The 17,391-nt window shown below is 40.3% G+C and carries 12 protein-coding genes and 1 tRNA gene; 6 read left to right on the forward strand and 7 right to left on the reverse strand.

The annotated features are described in order from the left end of the window. The first annotated feature begins 336 nt into the window (after positions 1 to 336). From HC965_RS21900 to HC965_RS21910, 3 genes are read left to right on the forward strand one after another with little or no spacing between them, the layout of a single operon-like run. Positions 337 to 1,461, forward strand: coding sequence for a DEAD/DEAH box helicase (locus HC965_RS21900; protein ID WP_191033466.1), 1,125 nt, complete (start codon positions 337 to 339; stop codon positions 1,459 to 1,461). Positions 1,462 to 1,515: 54 nt separating this feature from the next. Next, positions 1,516 to 1,962 carry a cold-shock protein gene (locus HC965_RS21905; protein ID WP_191033467.1) on the forward strand — a complete coding sequence of 149 codons (447 nt, stop codon included), beginning with the start codon at positions 1,516 to 1,518 and terminating at the stop codon, positions 1,960 to 1,962. 42 nt (positions 1,963 to 2,004) lie between these two features. After that, positions 2,005 to 2,859 carry a GNAT family N-acetyltransferase gene (locus HC965_RS21910; RefSeq protein WP_191033468.1) on the forward strand — a complete coding sequence of 285 codons (855 nt, stop codon included), beginning with the start codon at positions 2,005 to 2,007 and terminating at the stop codon, positions 2,857 to 2,859. Positions 2,860 to 2,993: 134 nt separating this feature from the next. Here HC965_RS21910 and HC965_RS21915 read toward each other — a convergent pair. The 5 genes from HC965_RS21915 to sppA all read right to left on the reverse strand — a co-directional run bounded on the left by HC965_RS21915 (position 2,994) and on the right by sppA (position 7,970). Beyond that, positions 2,994 to 3,066: transfer RNA gene (locus HC965_RS21915), tRNA-Phe, on the reverse strand. Positions 3,067 to 3,227: 161 nt separating this feature from the next. After that, positions 3,228 to 4,262, reverse strand: coding sequence for a thiamine-phosphate kinase (thiL, locus tag HC965_RS21920; protein WP_191033469.1), 1,035 nt, complete (start codon positions 4,260 to 4,262; stop codon positions 3,228 to 3,230). A gap of 16 nt (positions 4,263 to 4,278) precedes the next feature. Next, positions 4,279 to 5,088 (reverse strand): purine-nucleoside phosphorylase, encoded by an 810-nt coding sequence (locus tag HC965_RS21925; RefSeq protein WP_044655499.1) that lies wholly within the window; start codon positions 5,086 to 5,088, stop codon positions 4,279 to 4,281. Next, entirely contained in the window at positions 5,051 to 6,181 is a 1,131-nt protein-coding gene (gene lpxK, locus HC965_RS21930; RefSeq protein WP_191033470.1) for a tetraacyldisaccharide 4'-kinase, read from the reverse strand. Before lpxK ends, HC965_RS21925 begins: the two co-directional genes overlap by 38 nt. A 10-nt stretch (positions 6,182 to 6,191) precedes the next feature. Then, positions 6,192 to 7,970, reverse strand: a complete 1,779-nt coding sequence (gene sppA, locus HC965_RS21935) for a signal peptide peptidase SppA (protein WP_191033471.1) — start codon at positions 7,968 to 7,970, stop codon at positions 6,192 to 6,194. 231 nt (positions 7,971 to 8,201) lie between these two features. Between sppA and HC965_RS21940 the strand changes: the two genes are divergently transcribed. Both HC965_RS21940 and HC965_RS21945 read left to right on the forward strand, forming a co-directional pair. Next, entirely contained in the window at positions 8,202 to 9,476 is a 1,275-nt protein-coding gene (locus HC965_RS21940; RefSeq protein WP_191033472.1) for a histidine-type phosphatase, read from the forward strand. A 28-nt stretch (positions 9,477 to 9,504) separates the two neighbouring features. Further along, positions 9,505 to 11,700 carry a GH92 family glycosyl hydrolase gene (locus HC965_RS21945; protein WP_191033473.1) on the forward strand — a complete coding sequence of 732 codons (2,196 nt, stop codon included), beginning with the start codon at positions 9,505 to 9,507 and terminating at the stop codon, positions 11,698 to 11,700. Between the two features lie 261 nt (positions 11,701 to 11,961). On the opposite strand, the gene HC965_RS21950 is transcribed toward HC965_RS21945, so the two are convergent. Beyond that, positions 11,962 to 13,005 carry a FecR family protein gene (locus tag HC965_RS21950; RefSeq protein ID WP_191033474.1) on the reverse strand — a complete coding sequence of 348 codons (1,044 nt, stop codon included), beginning with the start codon at positions 13,003 to 13,005 and terminating at the stop codon, positions 11,962 to 11,964. Between the two features lie 53 nt (positions 13,006 to 13,058). Next, complete coding sequence (locus HC965_RS21955; RefSeq protein ID WP_191033475.1) at positions 13,059 to 13,646, reverse strand: RNA polymerase sigma-70 factor; 588 nt, start codon at positions 13,644 to 13,646, stop codon at positions 13,059 to 13,061. Between the two features lie 327 nt (positions 13,647 to 13,973). Between HC965_RS21955 and HC965_RS21960 the strand changes: the two genes are divergently transcribed. After that, on the forward strand, positions 13,974 to 17,390 hold the full coding sequence (locus HC965_RS21960; protein WP_191033476.1) for a SusC/RagA family TonB-linked outer membrane protein: 3,417 nt from the start codon (positions 13,974 to 13,976) through the stop codon (positions 17,388 to 17,390). Position 17,391: the final 1 nt, after the last annotated feature.

Genomic DNA, 17,391 nt, shown 5'->3' on the forward strand with positions numbered 1-17,391 from the left:
TTTTCTATAAAGTCTTTGTATCCGCCTTTATGATTTATCTGCGGAGGCTTCTATAAAACAAGACAGCCTGAAAGGAAAATCATCTAACAATTAAGTTCTGCTAATTCTCACTCCTCAGTGTAGTGCAACAAGGATACCCCAGGTCCTGATCTTTTCATGTCTAAAGAAGAATTATTAGGCTTATTGCAATTTGAACACTCTTGAAACATCAAGGGTGTAAGTTTAATAATTATATCACAAAGTCTATATTGATAATTGTGTCGGTATTATCGTAAGCATTTGCATGAAATGTTTTCAGATATTCCGGCGTAAATACAGGTATAGCAAATTACATATATGACATTTAAAGATTTAAATATAACCGAACCGATTTTAAAAGCAATTGAAGAAAAAGGATATACTGTGCCAACTCCCATTCAGGGAAAAGCAATTCCTGCCGCATTGGCGAAAAGGGATATATTAGGTTGTGCACAAACAGGGACAGGAAAGACTGCTTCATTTGCAATTCCTATTATCCAACATTTGCAGGGAAGCAAAGAAGTCGGCAAACGTCAGGGTATCAAAGCGCTGATATTAACGCCTACCCGCGAACTTGCTTTGCAAATTAGTGAGTGTATTGATGATTATTCAAAATATACCCGTGTGCGTCACGGAGTTATCTTCGGCGGTGTGAATCAGCGTCCTCAGGTTGATATGTTGCATAAGGGAATTGATATTCTAGTGGCAACTCCGGGACGTTTGCTTGATTTGATGAACCAGGGACATATCCAATTGACTAATATACAATATTTTGTGCTTGATGAGGCAGACCGTATGCTTGATATGGGATTTATCCATGATATCAAGCGGATATTACCGAAACTTCCGAAAGAAAAACAAACCTTGTTTTTCTCAGCAACAATGCCGGATAGCATTATTGCTTTAACGAAGTCTCTGTTGAAGAATCCGGTGAAGATTTATATAACACCGAAATCATCTACCGTAGATTCAATCAAGCAAATTATCTATTTTGTAGAGAAGAAGGAGAAAAGTCAGCTGCTAATTTCGATTCTGCAAAAGGCAGAAGATCAATCAGTACTCATCTTCTCACGAACGAAACATAATGCTGATAAAATCGTTCGAATATTAGGCAAAGCAGGGATTGGAAGTCAGGCTATTCACGGAAACAAGAGTCAGGCAGCAAGACAGTCCGCATTGGGGAACTTCAAATCGGGAAAGACAAAAGTAATGGTGGCTACCGATATTGCTTCCAGAGGAATTGATATTAATGAATTACCGTTAGTTATCAATTATGATCTTCCTGATGTTCCTGAAACCTATGTACACCGTATCGGGCGTACCGGAAGAGCAGGGAATGAAGGAACGGCGCTTACATTCTGTTCGCAGGAAGAACGAAAACTCGTCAATGATATTCAGAAATTGACGGGCAAGAAACTAAATAAGGCTGATTTTACTATTTAAAATCAGCAATTTACATTATCTTTAAACTATAATATTAAACTAAATATAAATTCTATGGCAAAATCCATGACAGTTGGAAAACGTGAAAATGAGAAGAAAAGACTTGCTAAGCGAGAAGAAAAACTAAAGAAGAAAGAAAGCAGGAAATTATCAGGTGCTAGTAGCTTCGATGATATGATTGCTTATGTCGATGAGAACGGGATGATTACTTCAACTCCGCCTGATGATGATGTAAAAAAGGAAGAGATTAATCCGGATGAAATAATCATAGCAACTCCGAAGAAAGAGGATGAAGAGCCGGTCATCTTGAGAGGTCGTGTTGAATTTTTCAATGAGGCAAGAGGCTTCGGTTTTATTAAAGATCTTTCCGGGGTTGAAAAGTATTTTTTTCATGTGAATAATGCTGTGTCAGAGATTGCAGAGAATGATATTGTAACATTTGATTTGGAACGCGGTCTGAAAGGAATGAACGCAATCAACATTACTTTGGAAAAGAAATAGACCGGATTTAAACATTTACTTTGTAAATCTACTAAAATCAATATGGAAATAAAGTCTTTGGCTAATACAGGCTTCGATACGATATTTGAAGCCTTTAGCAAGGCTTTTGCTGATTATGAAATGCAGCAGGATAAGGAGCAGTTACGGTCTATGCTAAAAAGACGTGGCTTTAATGCTGACCTTTCTTTTGCTGCTTTTGAAGGAGATGATATAGTTGCTTTCACTTTCAATGGTATCGGTAGTTTTGAGGGTGCGACTATGGCTTATGATACCGGAACCGGTACTTTAAAAGAGTACAGGGGAAAAGGTTTGGCTACACAGATTTTTGAGCATTCTCTTCCTTATTTGAAAGAAGCAGGTATCAGGCAATTCCTGCTTGAAGTGTTGCAGCATAATACAAAAGCAGTTTCTGTTTACCGTAATCTTGGTTTTGAAGTCGTGCGTGAGTTTTATTATTCCATGCAAGATAATGATAAAATTACGAACCAGGTGAAAACACCGGATATTCCATATGATATAAAATCTATAAAAATTGAAGTACTCAGTGCAGCGGCTGGGTTTGGGGATTTTTATCCTTCGTGGCAGAATAGTATCGAGTCGATAAACAGAGCTGCCGTAGATTTTATTTGTCTCGGAGTTTTTACAATGGGGCAGCTTATCGGTTATTGTGTATTTGAGCCTACTTCCGGTGATATTACTCAAATAGCTGTTCACAGGCAGTATCGCAGACAAGGCTTTGCTTCACTATTGCTTGAACGAATACTGGAATTGAATAAGTATGCTTCTGCCAAAGTGATAAATACGGATATTCATTGTGAATCAATCATAGCTTTTCTTGAAGTAAAAAATATACCAATACTAGGTAAGCAATTCGAGATGATAAAACGGATTGTGTAATTGATAAGGATTCCCCTTTGGGTATGATCCGGCTTTTACTTTTGTCTATACGCTAAAACAATCAAAATAATGATAAAACAAAAATCCCTTGAACTTTTGAAAGTTCAAGGGATTTTTATTACTGAATCTTGAAGTGGTGCCACCAGGAATCGAACCGGGGACACAAGGATTTTCAGTCCTTTGCTCTACCAACTGAGCTATGGCACCTTGTGATTATTGGTTCAGTAATTTCTCATTTGCGGTTGCAAAGGTAGTGAAACTTTTGGATTCTGCAAGCCTTTCAGAAATAAAAAACACTGATAAAAAGTTAGTCGGCTTATTATCAGTGCTATATAGAATAAAAAATATTTTGCTGTATGCTGAATATTTTATTTATCTTCTTTTAATGGATTCCATCCCTGTGCTTTTAATTCAAACTCTTGTCCGTCGCGGGTGACCAAAGCACAGCCTAACTCCGGTTTAGTGATGTGGCCGACGAGGCGGATACCTTCCATTTGCGACACTTTCTCATGCTCGGCAATAGGTACGGTGAAAAGAAGCTCATAATCTTCACCGCCATTCATAGCGCAAGTTGTGAGATTCATATTGAATTCTTCCGCCATAACAGCAGTCTGATAGTCAATAGGGATATGTTCCTCGTAAACACGACAGCCGGCATTGCTCTGCTTGCAGATGTGCATAAGTTCTGATGATAAACCATCGGAAACATCCATCATGGAAGTCGGGATGATGTTGGCAGCAGCAAGTTTCTCGATAATGTCTTTACGGGCTTCAGGTTTCAGTTGACGTTCCAATAAGTATTCTTTGCCGGTGAAGTCCGGTTGCACGTCTTTTTCGCCTTTTAATACGCTCTTTTCACGTTCCAGGAGTTGAAGTCCCATGTAGGCTCCACCCAAGTCACCGCTGACACAGATCAGGTCTGTTTCTTTAGCTCCGTTGCGATAGACTACTTTATCCTTATCCGCGTCACCTATACAAGTAATACTGATAGCAAGTCCGGTAAGGGAAGAAGTCGTGTCACCACCTACAATATCGACATTGTATTGCTGGCAAGCCAGGCGGATACCTGCATAAAGCTCGTCCATATCTTCTACGCTGAAACGTTTGGATACTCCGAGAGACACTGTTATTTGCCTGGGAGTGCCGTTCATGGCGTAAATGTCGGAGAAGTTGACTACGGCAGACTTATAGCCCAAGTGCTTCAAAGGAACGTATGTCAGGTCGAAATGTACGCCTTCCATAAGTAAATCAGTAGTTACCAGTACTCGTTTCTCGGATGGGTAGGAGAGGACTGCGGCGTCATCACCTACTCCATATTTACTGGATTCGTTTTCTAGTTTGATTCCCTCGGTGAGACGGTCGATTAGACCGAACTCACCGAGAGTAGCTATTTCAGTTCTCATAAATCGGGTTTAATGTTTAGGCACGGTTGATAAGTTCACGCATGATAGTCGTCATTTTCGGTTGGGCGGCGTCAGCAGCTTTTTGGACTTCTTCGTGCGTTACTTCTACGATTTTTCCTTCTACTCCCAAGTCGGTAATAACGGAAATACCGAAAACTTTGATTCCGCAATGGTTAGCGACAATCACTTCAGGAACGGTAGACATACCTACGGCATCAGCACCTAAGATATGGAATAATTTATATTCAGCGGGAGTTTCGAAGGTAGGGCCTTGAGTACCTATATATATACCATGTTGTACCTTGATACCTTTCTCTTTCGCAATCTCGTCAGCTTTACGGATTAGCTCTTTGCTGTACGCTTCGCTCATATCCGGGAAACGGGGACCGTACGGAATGTTTTTTCCACGAAGCGGATGTTCGGGGAAGTAGTTGATATGATCGGTGATAATCATCAGGTCGCCGATTTCAAAGTCTGCATTCGTACCACCGCTGGCATTGGATACAAATAATGTCTTGATACCCAATTCGCGCATCACACGTACAGGGAAAGTTACTTCTTTCATCGAATAACCTTCGTAATAATGGAAACGACCTTGCATAGCCATAATATCTTTATTGCCTAATTTACCGAAAATCAGCTTGCCGCTGTGGCCTTCGACGGTAGATACCGGGAAGTTCGGAATATCCGAATACTTTATTTCGTACTTCTCGGTGATTTCGTTTGCTAAACTGCCAAGTCCGGTACCAAGAATAATGGCTGTTTCGGGACTTGTGTGCATCTTCTCTTTAAGATAAGCTGCGGTTTCTTGTATTTTCTCTAACATAGTCAATAATATGTTGGTTAAATTTATCTTGTTGATTTTGTAATATTTCTATTTCAATGGGCAGAGCATAAATAAACGGTTTCAAATCTTCGTCCAATCCCGGATGATTAACCAAACGTGTTGCATCCTTCTCGGTTGTGATTATCAATCGTTTCTCGCCTGTTAATCTTTTGAATCGTTCCTTTATCTGCTGCATATCTTTGTGAGTAAAATCATGGTGGTCGCCAAAAGATAGTGTCTCTATCTGTTTTGCACAACCATCCAGCCTTTCCATAATAGGAGCAGGTGATGCAATGCCTGTCACTAATAATACCTCCGTAGCTGTCAATGAAGACAAAGAGATTTCTTTGCTCACCGGAGTCATATTCGCATCAGCTTCTCTAACTTCTTGCCGGAATACGGGTTGCAGATTTCCATAGCGGAACGATGAGAAGAATAACTGCTGATACGGGTAAAGGTTCAGTCGTTTAGTGATAATATTGTAATCAATAGGTTTGATGTCCTGCGGACATTTGGTAACGATTACAATTTGTGCCCGGTTCTTTCCACTGACAGGCTCTCGTAAGCGTCCTGCCGGAAGCAGTGTGTCATCACAGAAAAGACGGTGATAATCAGTCAATAGAATACTTAATCCCGGTTTGACATATCGGTGCTGAAAAGCATCGTCCAGTAGGACAATATCTACGACAGGCTCTTTCAAAGCAAGCAATTTCTCTATTCCATGGCAACGGTTTTCGTCAACAGCCAGTGTGACGGACGGAAACTTAGTGTACATTTGGTAAGGCTCGTCACCAATCGTCCTGGCAGTACTTTGAGGAGTAGCGAGCACATAACCTTGTGTACGCCGTTTGTATCCGCGGCTTAGTACAGCCACCTGATATTTTTCATGAAGCAACTTTATCAAATATTCAGTATGAGGAGTTTTTCCAGTTCCGCCTACAGACAGATTACCAACACAGATGACAGGAACGTCGAAACTCTTCGACCGGAACAATCCCCAGTCAAAGAGTTTATTTCTTATGATTACCGCTGCTCCGTATAGCCACGAGACAGGATATAGCCATTTATGTATTTTGAAAAAGTGCTCGTCCATGCAGTACGATTTATTTTATATTCAGTTCGAACGGAATGCGTGCCTGAATCATGGATTGTTCTTTTAAATTCTTCAGTAAGCCGAATTGTTGATAATACTCGCCCAATTTACTTTTAAGAAGTTGAGATTCAACATAATTAGTCGGCTTCGTATCAAGTAGAGAAGACAGGAAATCCTGTTTAGCCGGATAAGATACTACGGTGTATCCCTCAATACCCGCTTTTGCTACGGCAATATCCAATGCTTTGTCAATACCTCCGAGCTCGTCTACCAAACCTAACTCTTTGGCTGTTTCACCTGTCCACACACGTCCTTCGGCAATCTTTTCGATTGCTTCCTTTGTCATATGGCGTCCTTCGGCACATCTGCCTACGAATGTATCATATCCCTGAGTAATCATCATTTGCAACAATGACTTCTCACCCTCATTGAAAGGACGCATAATATTTCCAAAATCTGAATATTTATTGGTTTTTACCACATCATAAGTCAGACCTATTTTTTCTGTTAATTTTTTTACATTCGGAATCATTCCGAAGATACCGATAGAACCGGTCAGCGTAGTGGGTTCGGCAACAATCGTATCGGCTACACATGAGATATAATATCCTCCTGATGCCGCATAGTCACCCATAGAAACAATAACTGGCTTTTTAGCTTTCAACTCTTTTACTGCATGCCAGATTTGTTCCGAAGCAAAAGCACTTCCACCCGGAGAATTAACCCGGAGCACAACGGCCTTCACATCGTCATCTTCTTTCAACTTACGCAAATCACGAATCACTTTAGGACCTACAATCCCTTCTTCGGAAGCCGAAGAACTGGGATAGTCTGTGATTTCACCGGATGCATAATAAACGGCAACGATATTACCACTTTTATCTTTAGGAACATTCTTTTTCACATTAATCATATCCGCCAGTTCCAACATAGGAAGACGGTCATCCTTGTTTATTTCCACCATCTCCTTGAGATAGTTGCGTACGTCATTGCTGTAAATCAATGTATCAGCTAATCCGCATTTCACGCTTTCTTCTGCAGGATAGAACATTAACATGCGGTCTGCATAAGCATTGAGAGAATCGACCGGAAGACTACGGCTGGTAGCTACTCCTTCGGTCACTTGTCCCCAAATGGAATTAATGAAAACTGTTACCTGTTCACGGTTAGCCGGGCTCATCTCAGTGGCGATAAACGGTTCAACGGCAGATTTATAGGTTCCTACTTTGAATACCTGCATCTCCACGCCGATTTTCTGAAGAAGATCTTTATAGAAAAGAGGAGCGGAAGCAATACCCCGCCATTCGATCATACCTTTGGGATTAAGCAGTACCTTGTCGGCTACACTGGAAAGATAATAAAGTCCTTGAGTATAAGAGTCACCATAAGCAATGATGAATTTCCCGCTTTCCTTAAAGTCAAGCAATGCGTTACGAATCTCCTGTAAAGAAGCATAGGATGCACCCAATGAACTTGCCTGCAAATAAATCCCTTTGATGTTTTCATTCTCTTTGGCCTTTTTGATAGACGAAAGAATGTCGTCCAGCCCATATGTATTAGACCCGTCACCGAATAACTGGGATAAAATACCCAACGGGTCTTCTTGCGTACGCTCCACTAACGTACCGTTCAAGTCGAGCATCATTACAGAATTCTTTTTTACTATTGTTTCTGTATCCGAAGCAGACATGATACCGAACAGCGTCACCATGCTGATAATAAATAATACAATACTTGACAAAATGATACCTGTCACTGTGGCAAGTGTGAATTTCAAGAAATCTTTCATTGTACTTATTGTTTTTTTGCGCCAGCTTATTATTAAGCTAACAAAGATAAATAATTGAGTTGATATTTATTCAATAAGTCGTACGAATTTTTGTTTTATCACAATGAATCTATATAAATCAGAGCTTCTATCGTTTAAGATTTAAGTATATTTGTCTGTATATAATCATCTTAAATGGGAAGAATTCTCTAATTTTGTGGCACAACTATTAATACATTGAATAATACTATCATGAAAAAACTCACATCTGTACTTGTATTGCTTCTGCTGATATTGACTGTACAAGCACAAACAGCCCGTGAAGAGATTAGTGCAAACCGGTATTTATCAGGTAATAATTACTATGCATATCCTACACCCATCGCCAGGCAGACAGCTGCTCCTAAAGGATATGAACCTTTCTACATCAGCACTTATATGCGTCATGGTTCACGCTATCTGATTGATCCGAACGATTATCGTTTCCCCAAGCAAACTCTATTGAAAGCCGACTCTTTAAACAAACTCACCCCGACAGGTAAGAATACATTGGAACTTGTTCTGCGTATGGCGGACATGGCAGAAGGTCGTCTTGGTGAACTTACTCCATTAGGAGCACGACAACACCGGGGAATCGCCAAACGTATGTATACTAATTTTCCGCAGATATTTGCTGATAGTACTGAAGTGGATGCCCGTTCCACAGTTGTCATCCGTTGTATATTGTCCATGACCTCAGAATGTCTTCAGTTGCAGGCGATGAACCCCCAATTGCGTATCAAGAATGATGCCAGCCACCATGATATGTATTATATGAATCCGCCTGCCAAAGAATTAAGTAAACTATCAAAATCCGATAAAGTAAAGGAAGTACAGAAAGACTTTGAAGCGAAACATGTACACCCGGAACGATTGATGAAAGTTTTGTTTACGGATGCGGAGTACGTGAAAGCAAATTTTGATGCTGCACGTCTCATGAAACGTCTTTTCGATTTAGCTTGTAATATGCAAAACCATGACACGGATATGGAGCTATATCCTCTTTTTACCGATGAGGAATGTTATGATTTATGGAGTTGTAACAACTTATACTGGTATCTGACACATGCAGCTTCGCCTGTGACAAACGGCTTGATGCCTTATCGGGAAGCCGAATTACTGCGCAATATCCTGGATATGGCAGATGTTGCTTTAAAAGAAGGTAAGAATCAGGCAACTTTAAGATTCGGTCATGAGTCTTGTTTACTGCCATTGGTTGCTTTGCTGGAACTCAATCATTATGGCGAATCTTATTCTGATGTAGAGAACTTGTCGGAACAATGGAGAGCCTATGATATTTTCCCAATGGCTTGCAATGTACAATTCGTCTTTTTCCACAAGAAAGGAAACAATGATATATTAGTAAAAGTGCTGCTTAATGAGAAGGAAACTAAGTTGCCGGTGAAAACAGATATGGCTCCTTATTATCATTGGAAAGATGTAGAAAGCTACTATCGTGAGAAATTAGATAAATATCAACGTATGTAATGCGACATTAACTTAACATTATATTTACATGAAAAGAAAAATCCCTTTTATGACCGCTGCTTTGGCAGGTTTATTCTTTTATTCTTCCTGTACCCCGACGGAAAAAATGGAAACGCAGGATTATACTCAATACGTTAATACCTTTATTGGTGCTGCCGATAACGGGCATACATTCCCCGGAGCTTGTTATCCTTTCGGGATGGTGCAAACCAGTCCCGTAACAGGTGCGGTCGGATGGAGATACTGCTCCGAATATGTTTATCAGGATACATTGATTTGGGGATTCACTCAAACTCACCTGAACGGAACGGGATGCATGGATTTGGGAGATATTCTGGTAATGCCTGTCACAGGTACGCGTGCCCGTGCATGGGATGCTTATCGTAGCCATTTCTCCAAAGATAAGGAAGCAGCCACTCCGGGTTATTATACAGTTGAACTTTCCGATCCTCAAGTTAAAGCGGAACTGACTGCTTCTATTCATGCAGCTCTTCACCGTTACACTTATCTTAATGCCGATTCGGCTTCTGTCTTGATCGACTTGCAACATGGTCCCGCATGGAGAGAAGAACAGTATCACTCACAGGTGAACAGTTGTGAAGTAAACTGGGAAGACGCACAGACACTAACCGGACATGTCAATAACACTGTGTGGGTAGATCAGGATTATTTCTTTGTGATGAAGTTCAACCGCCCTGTTATAGATTCGCTTTATCTTCCGATGGGAAAAACAGAAAAAGGTAAGCGTATCGTTGCTACTTTCGCCATGCAGCCGGGAGAGGAACTGATGATGAAAGTAGCCCTTTCTACGACCAGTGTAGATGGAGCAAAAAAGAACCTGGAAGCCGAAATTCCTGCATGGGACTTTGACGGAGTAAAGACCGCTGCCCATAATGAATGGAATAACTATCTGAGCCGTATTGAAATAGATGGTACTGATGATGAAAAGACCAATTTCTATACCTGTTTCTATCATGCACTGATCCAACCGAATCAGATTTCGGATGTAGATGGCATGTATCGTAACGCTGCCGACTCCATAGTGAAAGCCGGAACAGGAACTTTCTACTCTACATTCTCTCTTTGGGATACCTATCGTGCTGCTCATCCGTTCTATACATTGGTAATTCCCGAACGTGTGGATGGTTTCGTGAATTCATTGATCGAACAAGGTGAAGTGCAGGGTTTTCTGCCTATTTGGGCATTGTGGGGAAAAGAAAATTTCTGTATGATTGGTAATCATGGTGTATCGGTTATCGCAGAAGCTTATCGTAAAGGATTCCGTGGCTTTGATGCAGAACGTGCTTTCAATATGATAAAGAAAACGCAGACAGTCTCTCATCCGTTGAAGTCAAATTGGGAAGTTTATACAAAATATGGATATTTCCCGACAGACCTGATAAAAGCAGAATCCGTATCTTCTACGCTGGAGTCAGTGTATGATGATTATGCTGCTGCCGATATGGCACGCCGTATGGGTAAAGAGGAAGATGCTGCTTATTTCTCAAAACGTGCAGATTATTATAAAAATCTCTTCGATTCGGAAACACAGTTTATGCGTCCGCGTAAAGCCGACGGCACTTGGAAATCACCGTTTAATCCAAGTGCATTAGGACATTCAGAAAGTATTGGAGGTGACTATACCGAAGGAAATGCATGGCAGTATACTTGGCACGTGCAACACGATGTACCGGGATTAATCAGCTTGTTTGGCGGTGAAAAACCTTTCTTGAATAAATTAGATTCTTTATTTACTGTTAAGCTCGAAGGTGAAAGTCTGTCAGATGTAACAGGGCTGATTGGTCAGTATGCTCACGGCAATGAACCGAGCCATCACGTTACTTATTTGTATGCATTGGCCGGTCGTCCGGAACGCACTCAAGAATTGGTTCGTGAAATCTTCGATACTCAATATAAGAATAAACCCGATGGACTTTGCGGAAACGACGACTGTGGTCAGATGTCCGCTTGGTATATGCTTAGCGCAATGGGATTCTATCCGGTAGATCCGGTGAGTGGAGAATATGTATTCGGTGCTCCGCAATTGCCGAAGATGGTGCTGCATTTAGCTGATGGAAAGACTTTCACGATTATTGCAGAGAACTTGTCAAAAGAACATATGTATGTAGATAGCATTACGTTGAATGGAGAACCCTACACGAAAAATACAATATCACATGAAGATATTGTGAAGGGCGGAACATTGGTGTATAAGATGAAATGATAAATTCGTTTTCTGTACCGTTATGAGCTAAATGATCTTGATTAATAGTGATTGGGATTATGGCTTATAGTAAAGGAGAAAAAAACATACTGCATGAATTAATTGTCTGACACCCGGGTCTCATGATGCTTGACACCCGGGTGTCAGCATACCCAACACCCGGGTGTCGGTATGTCTGAGACCCGGGTGTCAGACAACTTAATTCTACTAAATGAAATAAATTCAAAACTATATTATTAAATTTGTGCTAGTACTAATCTATCATCGTACAATCCTACTCACTTCTATACGCTGCTTTTCAAACTTCTCGTTATTGTTACCACGGTTACTGACTTCTTTACACTGGATGGGTGCACTCATTTCGAGTAAGCGTAAGATCTCATTCAAAGACTCACCTTCAAAAGTCGCCTTATAGGAATATTTTCCTAATTCGGCATCTTTCAAAATAAACTCCACATTATAAGTTTGTCCCAAACGTTTGAATACATATTCCAGTGGATCATCTCTAAAAATGAGTACTCCATCTTTCCATGAGCACCATTTGTAAGTATTGGTTTTATTGATGTTATACAAAGAAGTTGCCAGATTATAGTCTATTTTCTCTCCCGGTGAAAGGGAAATTGTTTTTTTCTTGTCAAGAGTTACTGCTACCTTTCCTTTTACTAATGTCACTGCTGTTACATTGTCCGAAGTATATGCATTCACATTGAATGCTGTGCCGGTAGCTTCTACAGTCAGCTCTTTCGTTTTTACGATGAACGGATGCTCCTTGTCGGATTCTACTTCAAAATAGGCTTCACCTTGCATTGAAACCACTCTTTGCTTGTCATTGAATTGAGTCGGATATTTTAGAGAACTTCCGGCATTTAGCCAAACCTTAGAGCCGTCGGGCAGATTCACTACCGACCAGGTGCCGTAAGGAGTGAATAATTCCTGATAAGTTTCTGCAATTTGAGAAGTCGGTTTCAAATAAAGATAAGAGGATACTATCAACAAAGGGAGAAGCAGTATAGCTGCAATTTGTTGCCAGTAGTACAGAAAGGACAACTTTGGACGAACCGATGTCGGCTGATTTTGATGAAGAATCTGCTCCATAACTTTTCTGTGCGCGCTGTCCACATCTATCTCTTCCGGATTAAAAGCCGGGTGACTGACTTCCCACACATTCTTTTGTGATAGAAAGCTCCTATAGTTTTCGGGAGTAGCTGATATCCAATCTTCCAGTACCTTAATTTCTTCTGGTGTAGCCTCTTTCGAGAGATATTTGGAAATTATAATTTCTATGTCTGAATCTTTATTTATCATATGCATTTTACCTTATATATAATAGACGTTTCAGAAAGAAAATCCCACATCCATTAGTGGAAAAGAAAGAAAAAAAGTAGCAAATAAAAATCTTTTAATAAAATGCGAAGCTGTTTCAAAGCCTTACTGATGCGTACTTCCACTGTTCTGACAGAGATATTGAGGCGATTGGCTATTTCCTGATATTTAATATTTTCTAACCGGCTCATTTCAAATACTTCTCTTTCCTGGGGAGATAATTGTTCCAATGCATTTTTGAGTTGCTGGCATAAATCGGAGTAAAGTATGTAATTTTCCGTTGTATCGATATCTATAGAGCCCGATTTAAGTTCATAAGCAACGTGCTCATCTATAATCCTGCGATGGCGCAATTCATCTAGGCAGTAGTTTCGGACAGCTTTCAATAAATATGATTTTAGTGAGTTCTCAATTTCCAGTGTTTTCCGGTCATTCCATAATTTGAGAAAGATATTCTGTACAATATCCTCACAGGTAGATTTCTCTGGAATGTAAGTACCGCCAAACAACACCAGATCTTTATAATAGGCATGGAATAATCGGGTAAAAGCCTGTTTATCATCCTGTTTCAGTGCTATTACCAGAAAACGGTCGTCGGAAGTCTGTTGTTGGATATTCGGCATAGTATTGTAGTAGAGATTCTATTGTTGGGGTAAAAATAGAAAGATTATTTGGGATAAACGATAGTTTGATGAAAAAATAGTCCGGATGAAAAAATAATGTGATATGGGATGTGGCTTTTATTTTTAGAAACGTCTTATTGATAGGAACGAGAGAAAAACACATTTATTAACCTTTAAATAATACAAGCCATGGGAAAGACATAATCAGTGAATTTTACTTCCGAAAAAACTGATAAAAAAGGAAGGTCTGACTCACCTTCCTTTCCAAATATTCAGTTATTCGTTAATCAACTTATTTGTAGAACCAATAACCAAACATGTAAAGGTATGAAACTTATTTCAATTAGGAAAATGAAAAAGAGAATTAATGTACCTGCGAATGTAAAAATGGGGAGAATTTGTGCCATATGGTTGTTTTGTATAGCTCTGCAAGCTGTCAGTATACCTATCTTTGCACAATCCGCCAAAATTACATTACGACTGAAGAACGTGACTGTAGAGGAGGTCTTGACTAATATCGAAAATCAGACAGAATACCGCTTCTTGTACAACAAAGATATTGTTGATGTTAGCCGTATAGTAAGCATTTCTGTGAAGAATGAACTGATGACTCTGGTACTGGATAAACTTTTTAAAGGCGAAGGGGTATCTTATACGATTGAAAAACGCCAGATTGTATTAAACAAAGTTTCATCTCAACAGCAGGATAACAAGCCGACAGTCAAGGTGACAGGAAAGGTCGTGGACGAATCTGGAGAGACTCTTCCGGGAGTGACTGTGATGATAGAGGGGGTGACTCAAGGAACCATCACCGGTATAGACGGCAATTATCAGTTGCAGGTTCCGGAAGGTTCGACACTGAAATTTACTTCAATAGGTTACACTACATATACGCAGAAAATAACCAGGCCGATGACGTTGAACGTGACGATGAAAGAAGATTCAAAACAATTGGATGAGGTTGTTGTGGTAGGTTATGGAACGACCACCCGTAAGAATCTGACCACTTCCATAGCAACGGTCAAAACAGAAAAAATATCAAGAGCCGCAACAAGTAATATGTCGCAGATGTTGCTTGGACGGGCAGCCGGACTGGAAGCTACGTTAGCAAGCCCACAACCGGGTGGAGCAGTCGACCTTTCCATTCGTGGTGCAGGCACTCCTATCTTTATAGTGGATGGAGTAATGATGCCTTCCACTTCTTTAGAGGTTGGAAACGGAAATCAGGTCATGCCTAATTCTATCAATCGTTCGGGATTGGCAGGACTTAATCCGGCCGATATTGAATCTATCGAAGTATTAAAGGATGCATCTGCCTCCATCTATGGAATTGGCGCAGCCAATGGTGTCGTATTGATTACTACGAAGAAAGGTACTGAAACTCGTCCACAGATCACTTATGAGGGAAATTACTCTATCGTGAAAAACTATCCGTATCTGGAACCTTTGAGCGGAGAGGAATATATGAATGTTGCTAATATTTTCAATAAGGAAAACTATTTATTTACGAACGGCATGTATCCCTATGGTGATGAACCTTTTGATAATAAATGGGTGCCTCAATTCTCACCTCAACAGATAGCTGCCGCTCAAACAACAGACTGGCTGGATTGTGTGTTGAAAGATGGTAGTATCAATAACCATAACATCACAATTACAGGAGGATCTAAACTACTGAAATATTACTTGTCCGGAAACTATTATAAACAGGAAGGTACGGTAGAAAACTCTGCAATGGAGCGTTATGCTCTTCGGACGAACATATCTTCACAATTGCTTCCATTTCTTAAGTTGACTGCAATTGTCAATGTAAATGAGAATGAATATACAAACTCAACTTCCGGTGGTGGAGGTGGTGGTAATGGTTATGATGCTATCCAATCGGCATTGACTTATCCTTCTTATTTGCCAATCAGGGATGCGGTAGGAAATCCTACTTTATATTCGAACTACCCCAATCCTGCAGAAATGGTAAAAGTGAGCGACCGCACCAAAACGAGTGGTTACTATCTAAACTTTGCTGCCGATGTGGATATTATCAAGGATATGCTGTCGTTCCGTTTGATGTATGGTATCAATAAGGAGAATGCTAATCGTAACCTGTATATTCCTTCTGATATTTATTTTATGGATATGTATAAATCGAGAGGACATCTGGGATATGTTGAGCGTAGAAACCAAACCATGGAAGGTACACTGACTTTCAAAAAGCAGTTTGGAGATTTGTTGCGTGTTGATGCCGTAGTGGGTATGGGAAGATATACGAACGATTCAAGTGGACTTGAACTTGACTACGAGCAGATTAACGATCACATTGCTGCTGATAAAGTGGAAGCTGCGGAAGGTGCTTTCTATCCGACTTCTTTCAGGGCAGCCGACGAACGTCGTTCTCAATTTGCCAGGGCAAGTGTGGATTTGCTTGACAGGTATGTGGTTGCGGCTACTATCCGCCGGGATGGAACGGACAAATTTTTTCCGGGAAAGAAATATGCCTATTTCCCTTCAGTGTCATTAGCCTGGAAATTATCTAACGAACCGTTTATGAAGAATATATCATGGATTGACCAGTTGAAGATTCGTGGCAGTTATGGACAGACAGGTAATGACAACCTGGGCAGTTCACTTTATGGAACTTTTAGTCTGGCAGCACAATATATTAAATTCTCTAACAATTCAGTGACTTATGTACCCTATCTGCTTAGCGGTCCTGATTACCCGAATGTAACTTGGGAAAAGACTACCATGAAGAATATAGGTGTAGACTTTTCTGTGTTGAAGGATAGAATTTGGGGAAGTTTCGATATGTTCCGTAATGATGTAACCAACTTGCTGGGATATGATTCTTCCTCTCCGCTTAGTATGACATCTTCCGTCCCGATGAACTATGGACATTATGTGCGTTATGGATGGGATGCAACTATCAATTCACTTAACTATGAAATCCCCCGTGTGTTTAAGTGGACGTCACAATTGACCTTATCACATCATAATGCCGTTTGGAAAGAACGGATGCCCAACTATTATTATGAAGAATATCGAATTCGTAAAAACGAACCGGTAAATGCTTATTACTATTATGAAACAGAAGGTGTAATCAATATAGATAAAAGCAATATGCCCGAATCGCAGAAATCTTTACCGGTGGATGCACAACAACCCGGTTATCCGATTATAAAGGACACGAATGGGGATAATAAAATAACGATTGATGATGTAAAGATGAGGAACACACTTCCGAAAATCCACATCGGATTTGGAAATACATTTGTGTACAAGGATTTCGATCTGGATATATTTATGTATGGACAATTCGGACGTACACGTTATAATTATGCATATCGTTGGGCGCTTGTCGGAGATGTGTATTACACAAGTCCCAAGAACTCGAACAAATATGTATATACTATCTGGAACTCTCAAACGAACCAGAATGGAAACCGGCGTGGCATTGCTTCGACAAAGGCTGTCGCTTTACCCGGCAACGTAGGTTTTGAAGAAGATTATCAGAATGCTTCGTTCGTACGTGTCAGGAATATTACTTTGGGATATAATCTCTCGGGGAAAAAGCTGGGAAGAATAGGTGATTATGTAAGTTCTATCCGGGTTTTTATTGATTGTCAGAATCCGCTGACTTTTACCAATTTTGTAGGGGTCGATCCTGAAATAAAGACGGGTGGCGACGGCTCCAAGGCGGAATATCCGATGACAAGAACATACTCCTTCGGAGCAAGAATATGTTTTTAAG

The sequence above is a fragment of the Bacteroides sp. GM023 genome, from assembly GCF_014750685.1.
In the GTDB taxonomy this organism is placed as follows: domain Bacteria; phylum Bacteroidota; class Bacteroidia; order Bacteroidales; family Bacteroidaceae; genus Bacteroides.

Excerpts from the sequence above, each read along its gene's own strand:
- HC965_RS21900 (WP_191033466.1), top strand. The coding sequence starts at position 337 with ATGACATTTAAAGATTTAAATATAACCGAACCGATTTTAAAAGCAATT.
- HC965_RS21945 (WP_191033473.1), top strand. The coding sequence starts at position 9,505 with ATGAAAAGAAAAATCCCTTTTATGACCGCTGCTTTGGCAGGTTTATTC.
- HC965_RS21925 (WP_044655499.1), bottom strand. The coding sequence starts at position 5,088 with ATGTTAGAGAAAATACAAGAAACCGCAGCTTATCTTAAAGAGAAGATG.
- thiL (WP_191033469.1), bottom strand. The coding sequence starts at position 4,262 with ATGAGAACTGAAATAGCTACTCTCGGTGAGTTCGGTCTAATCGACCGT.
- HC965_RS21960 (WP_191033476.1), top strand. The coding sequence starts at position 13,974 with ATGAAACTTATTTCAATTAGGAAAATGAAAAAGAGAATTAATGTACCT.
- HC965_RS21955 (WP_191033475.1), bottom strand. The coding sequence starts at position 13,646 with ATGCCGAATATCCAACAACAGACTTCCGACGACCGTTTTCTGGTAATA.
- lpxK (WP_191033470.1), bottom strand. The coding sequence starts at position 6,181 with ATGGACGAGCACTTTTTCAAAATACATAAATGGCTATATCCTGTCTCG.
- HC965_RS21940 (WP_191033472.1), top strand. The coding sequence starts at position 8,202 with ATGAAAAAACTCACATCTGTACTTGTATTGCTTCTGCTGATATTGACT.
- HC965_RS21905 (WP_191033467.1), top strand. The coding sequence starts at position 1,516 with ATGGCAAAATCCATGACAGTTGGAAAACGTGAAAATGAGAAGAAAAGA.
- HC965_RS21910 (WP_191033468.1), top strand. The coding sequence starts at position 2,005 with ATGGAAATAAAGTCTTTGGCTAATACAGGCTTCGATACGATATTTGAA.
- HC965_RS21950 (WP_191033474.1), bottom strand. The coding sequence starts at position 13,005 with ATGATAAATAAAGATTCAGACATAGAAATTATAATTTCCAAATATCTC.
- sppA (WP_191033471.1), bottom strand. The coding sequence starts at position 7,970 with ATGAAAGATTTCTTGAAATTCACACTTGCCACAGTGACAGGTATCATT.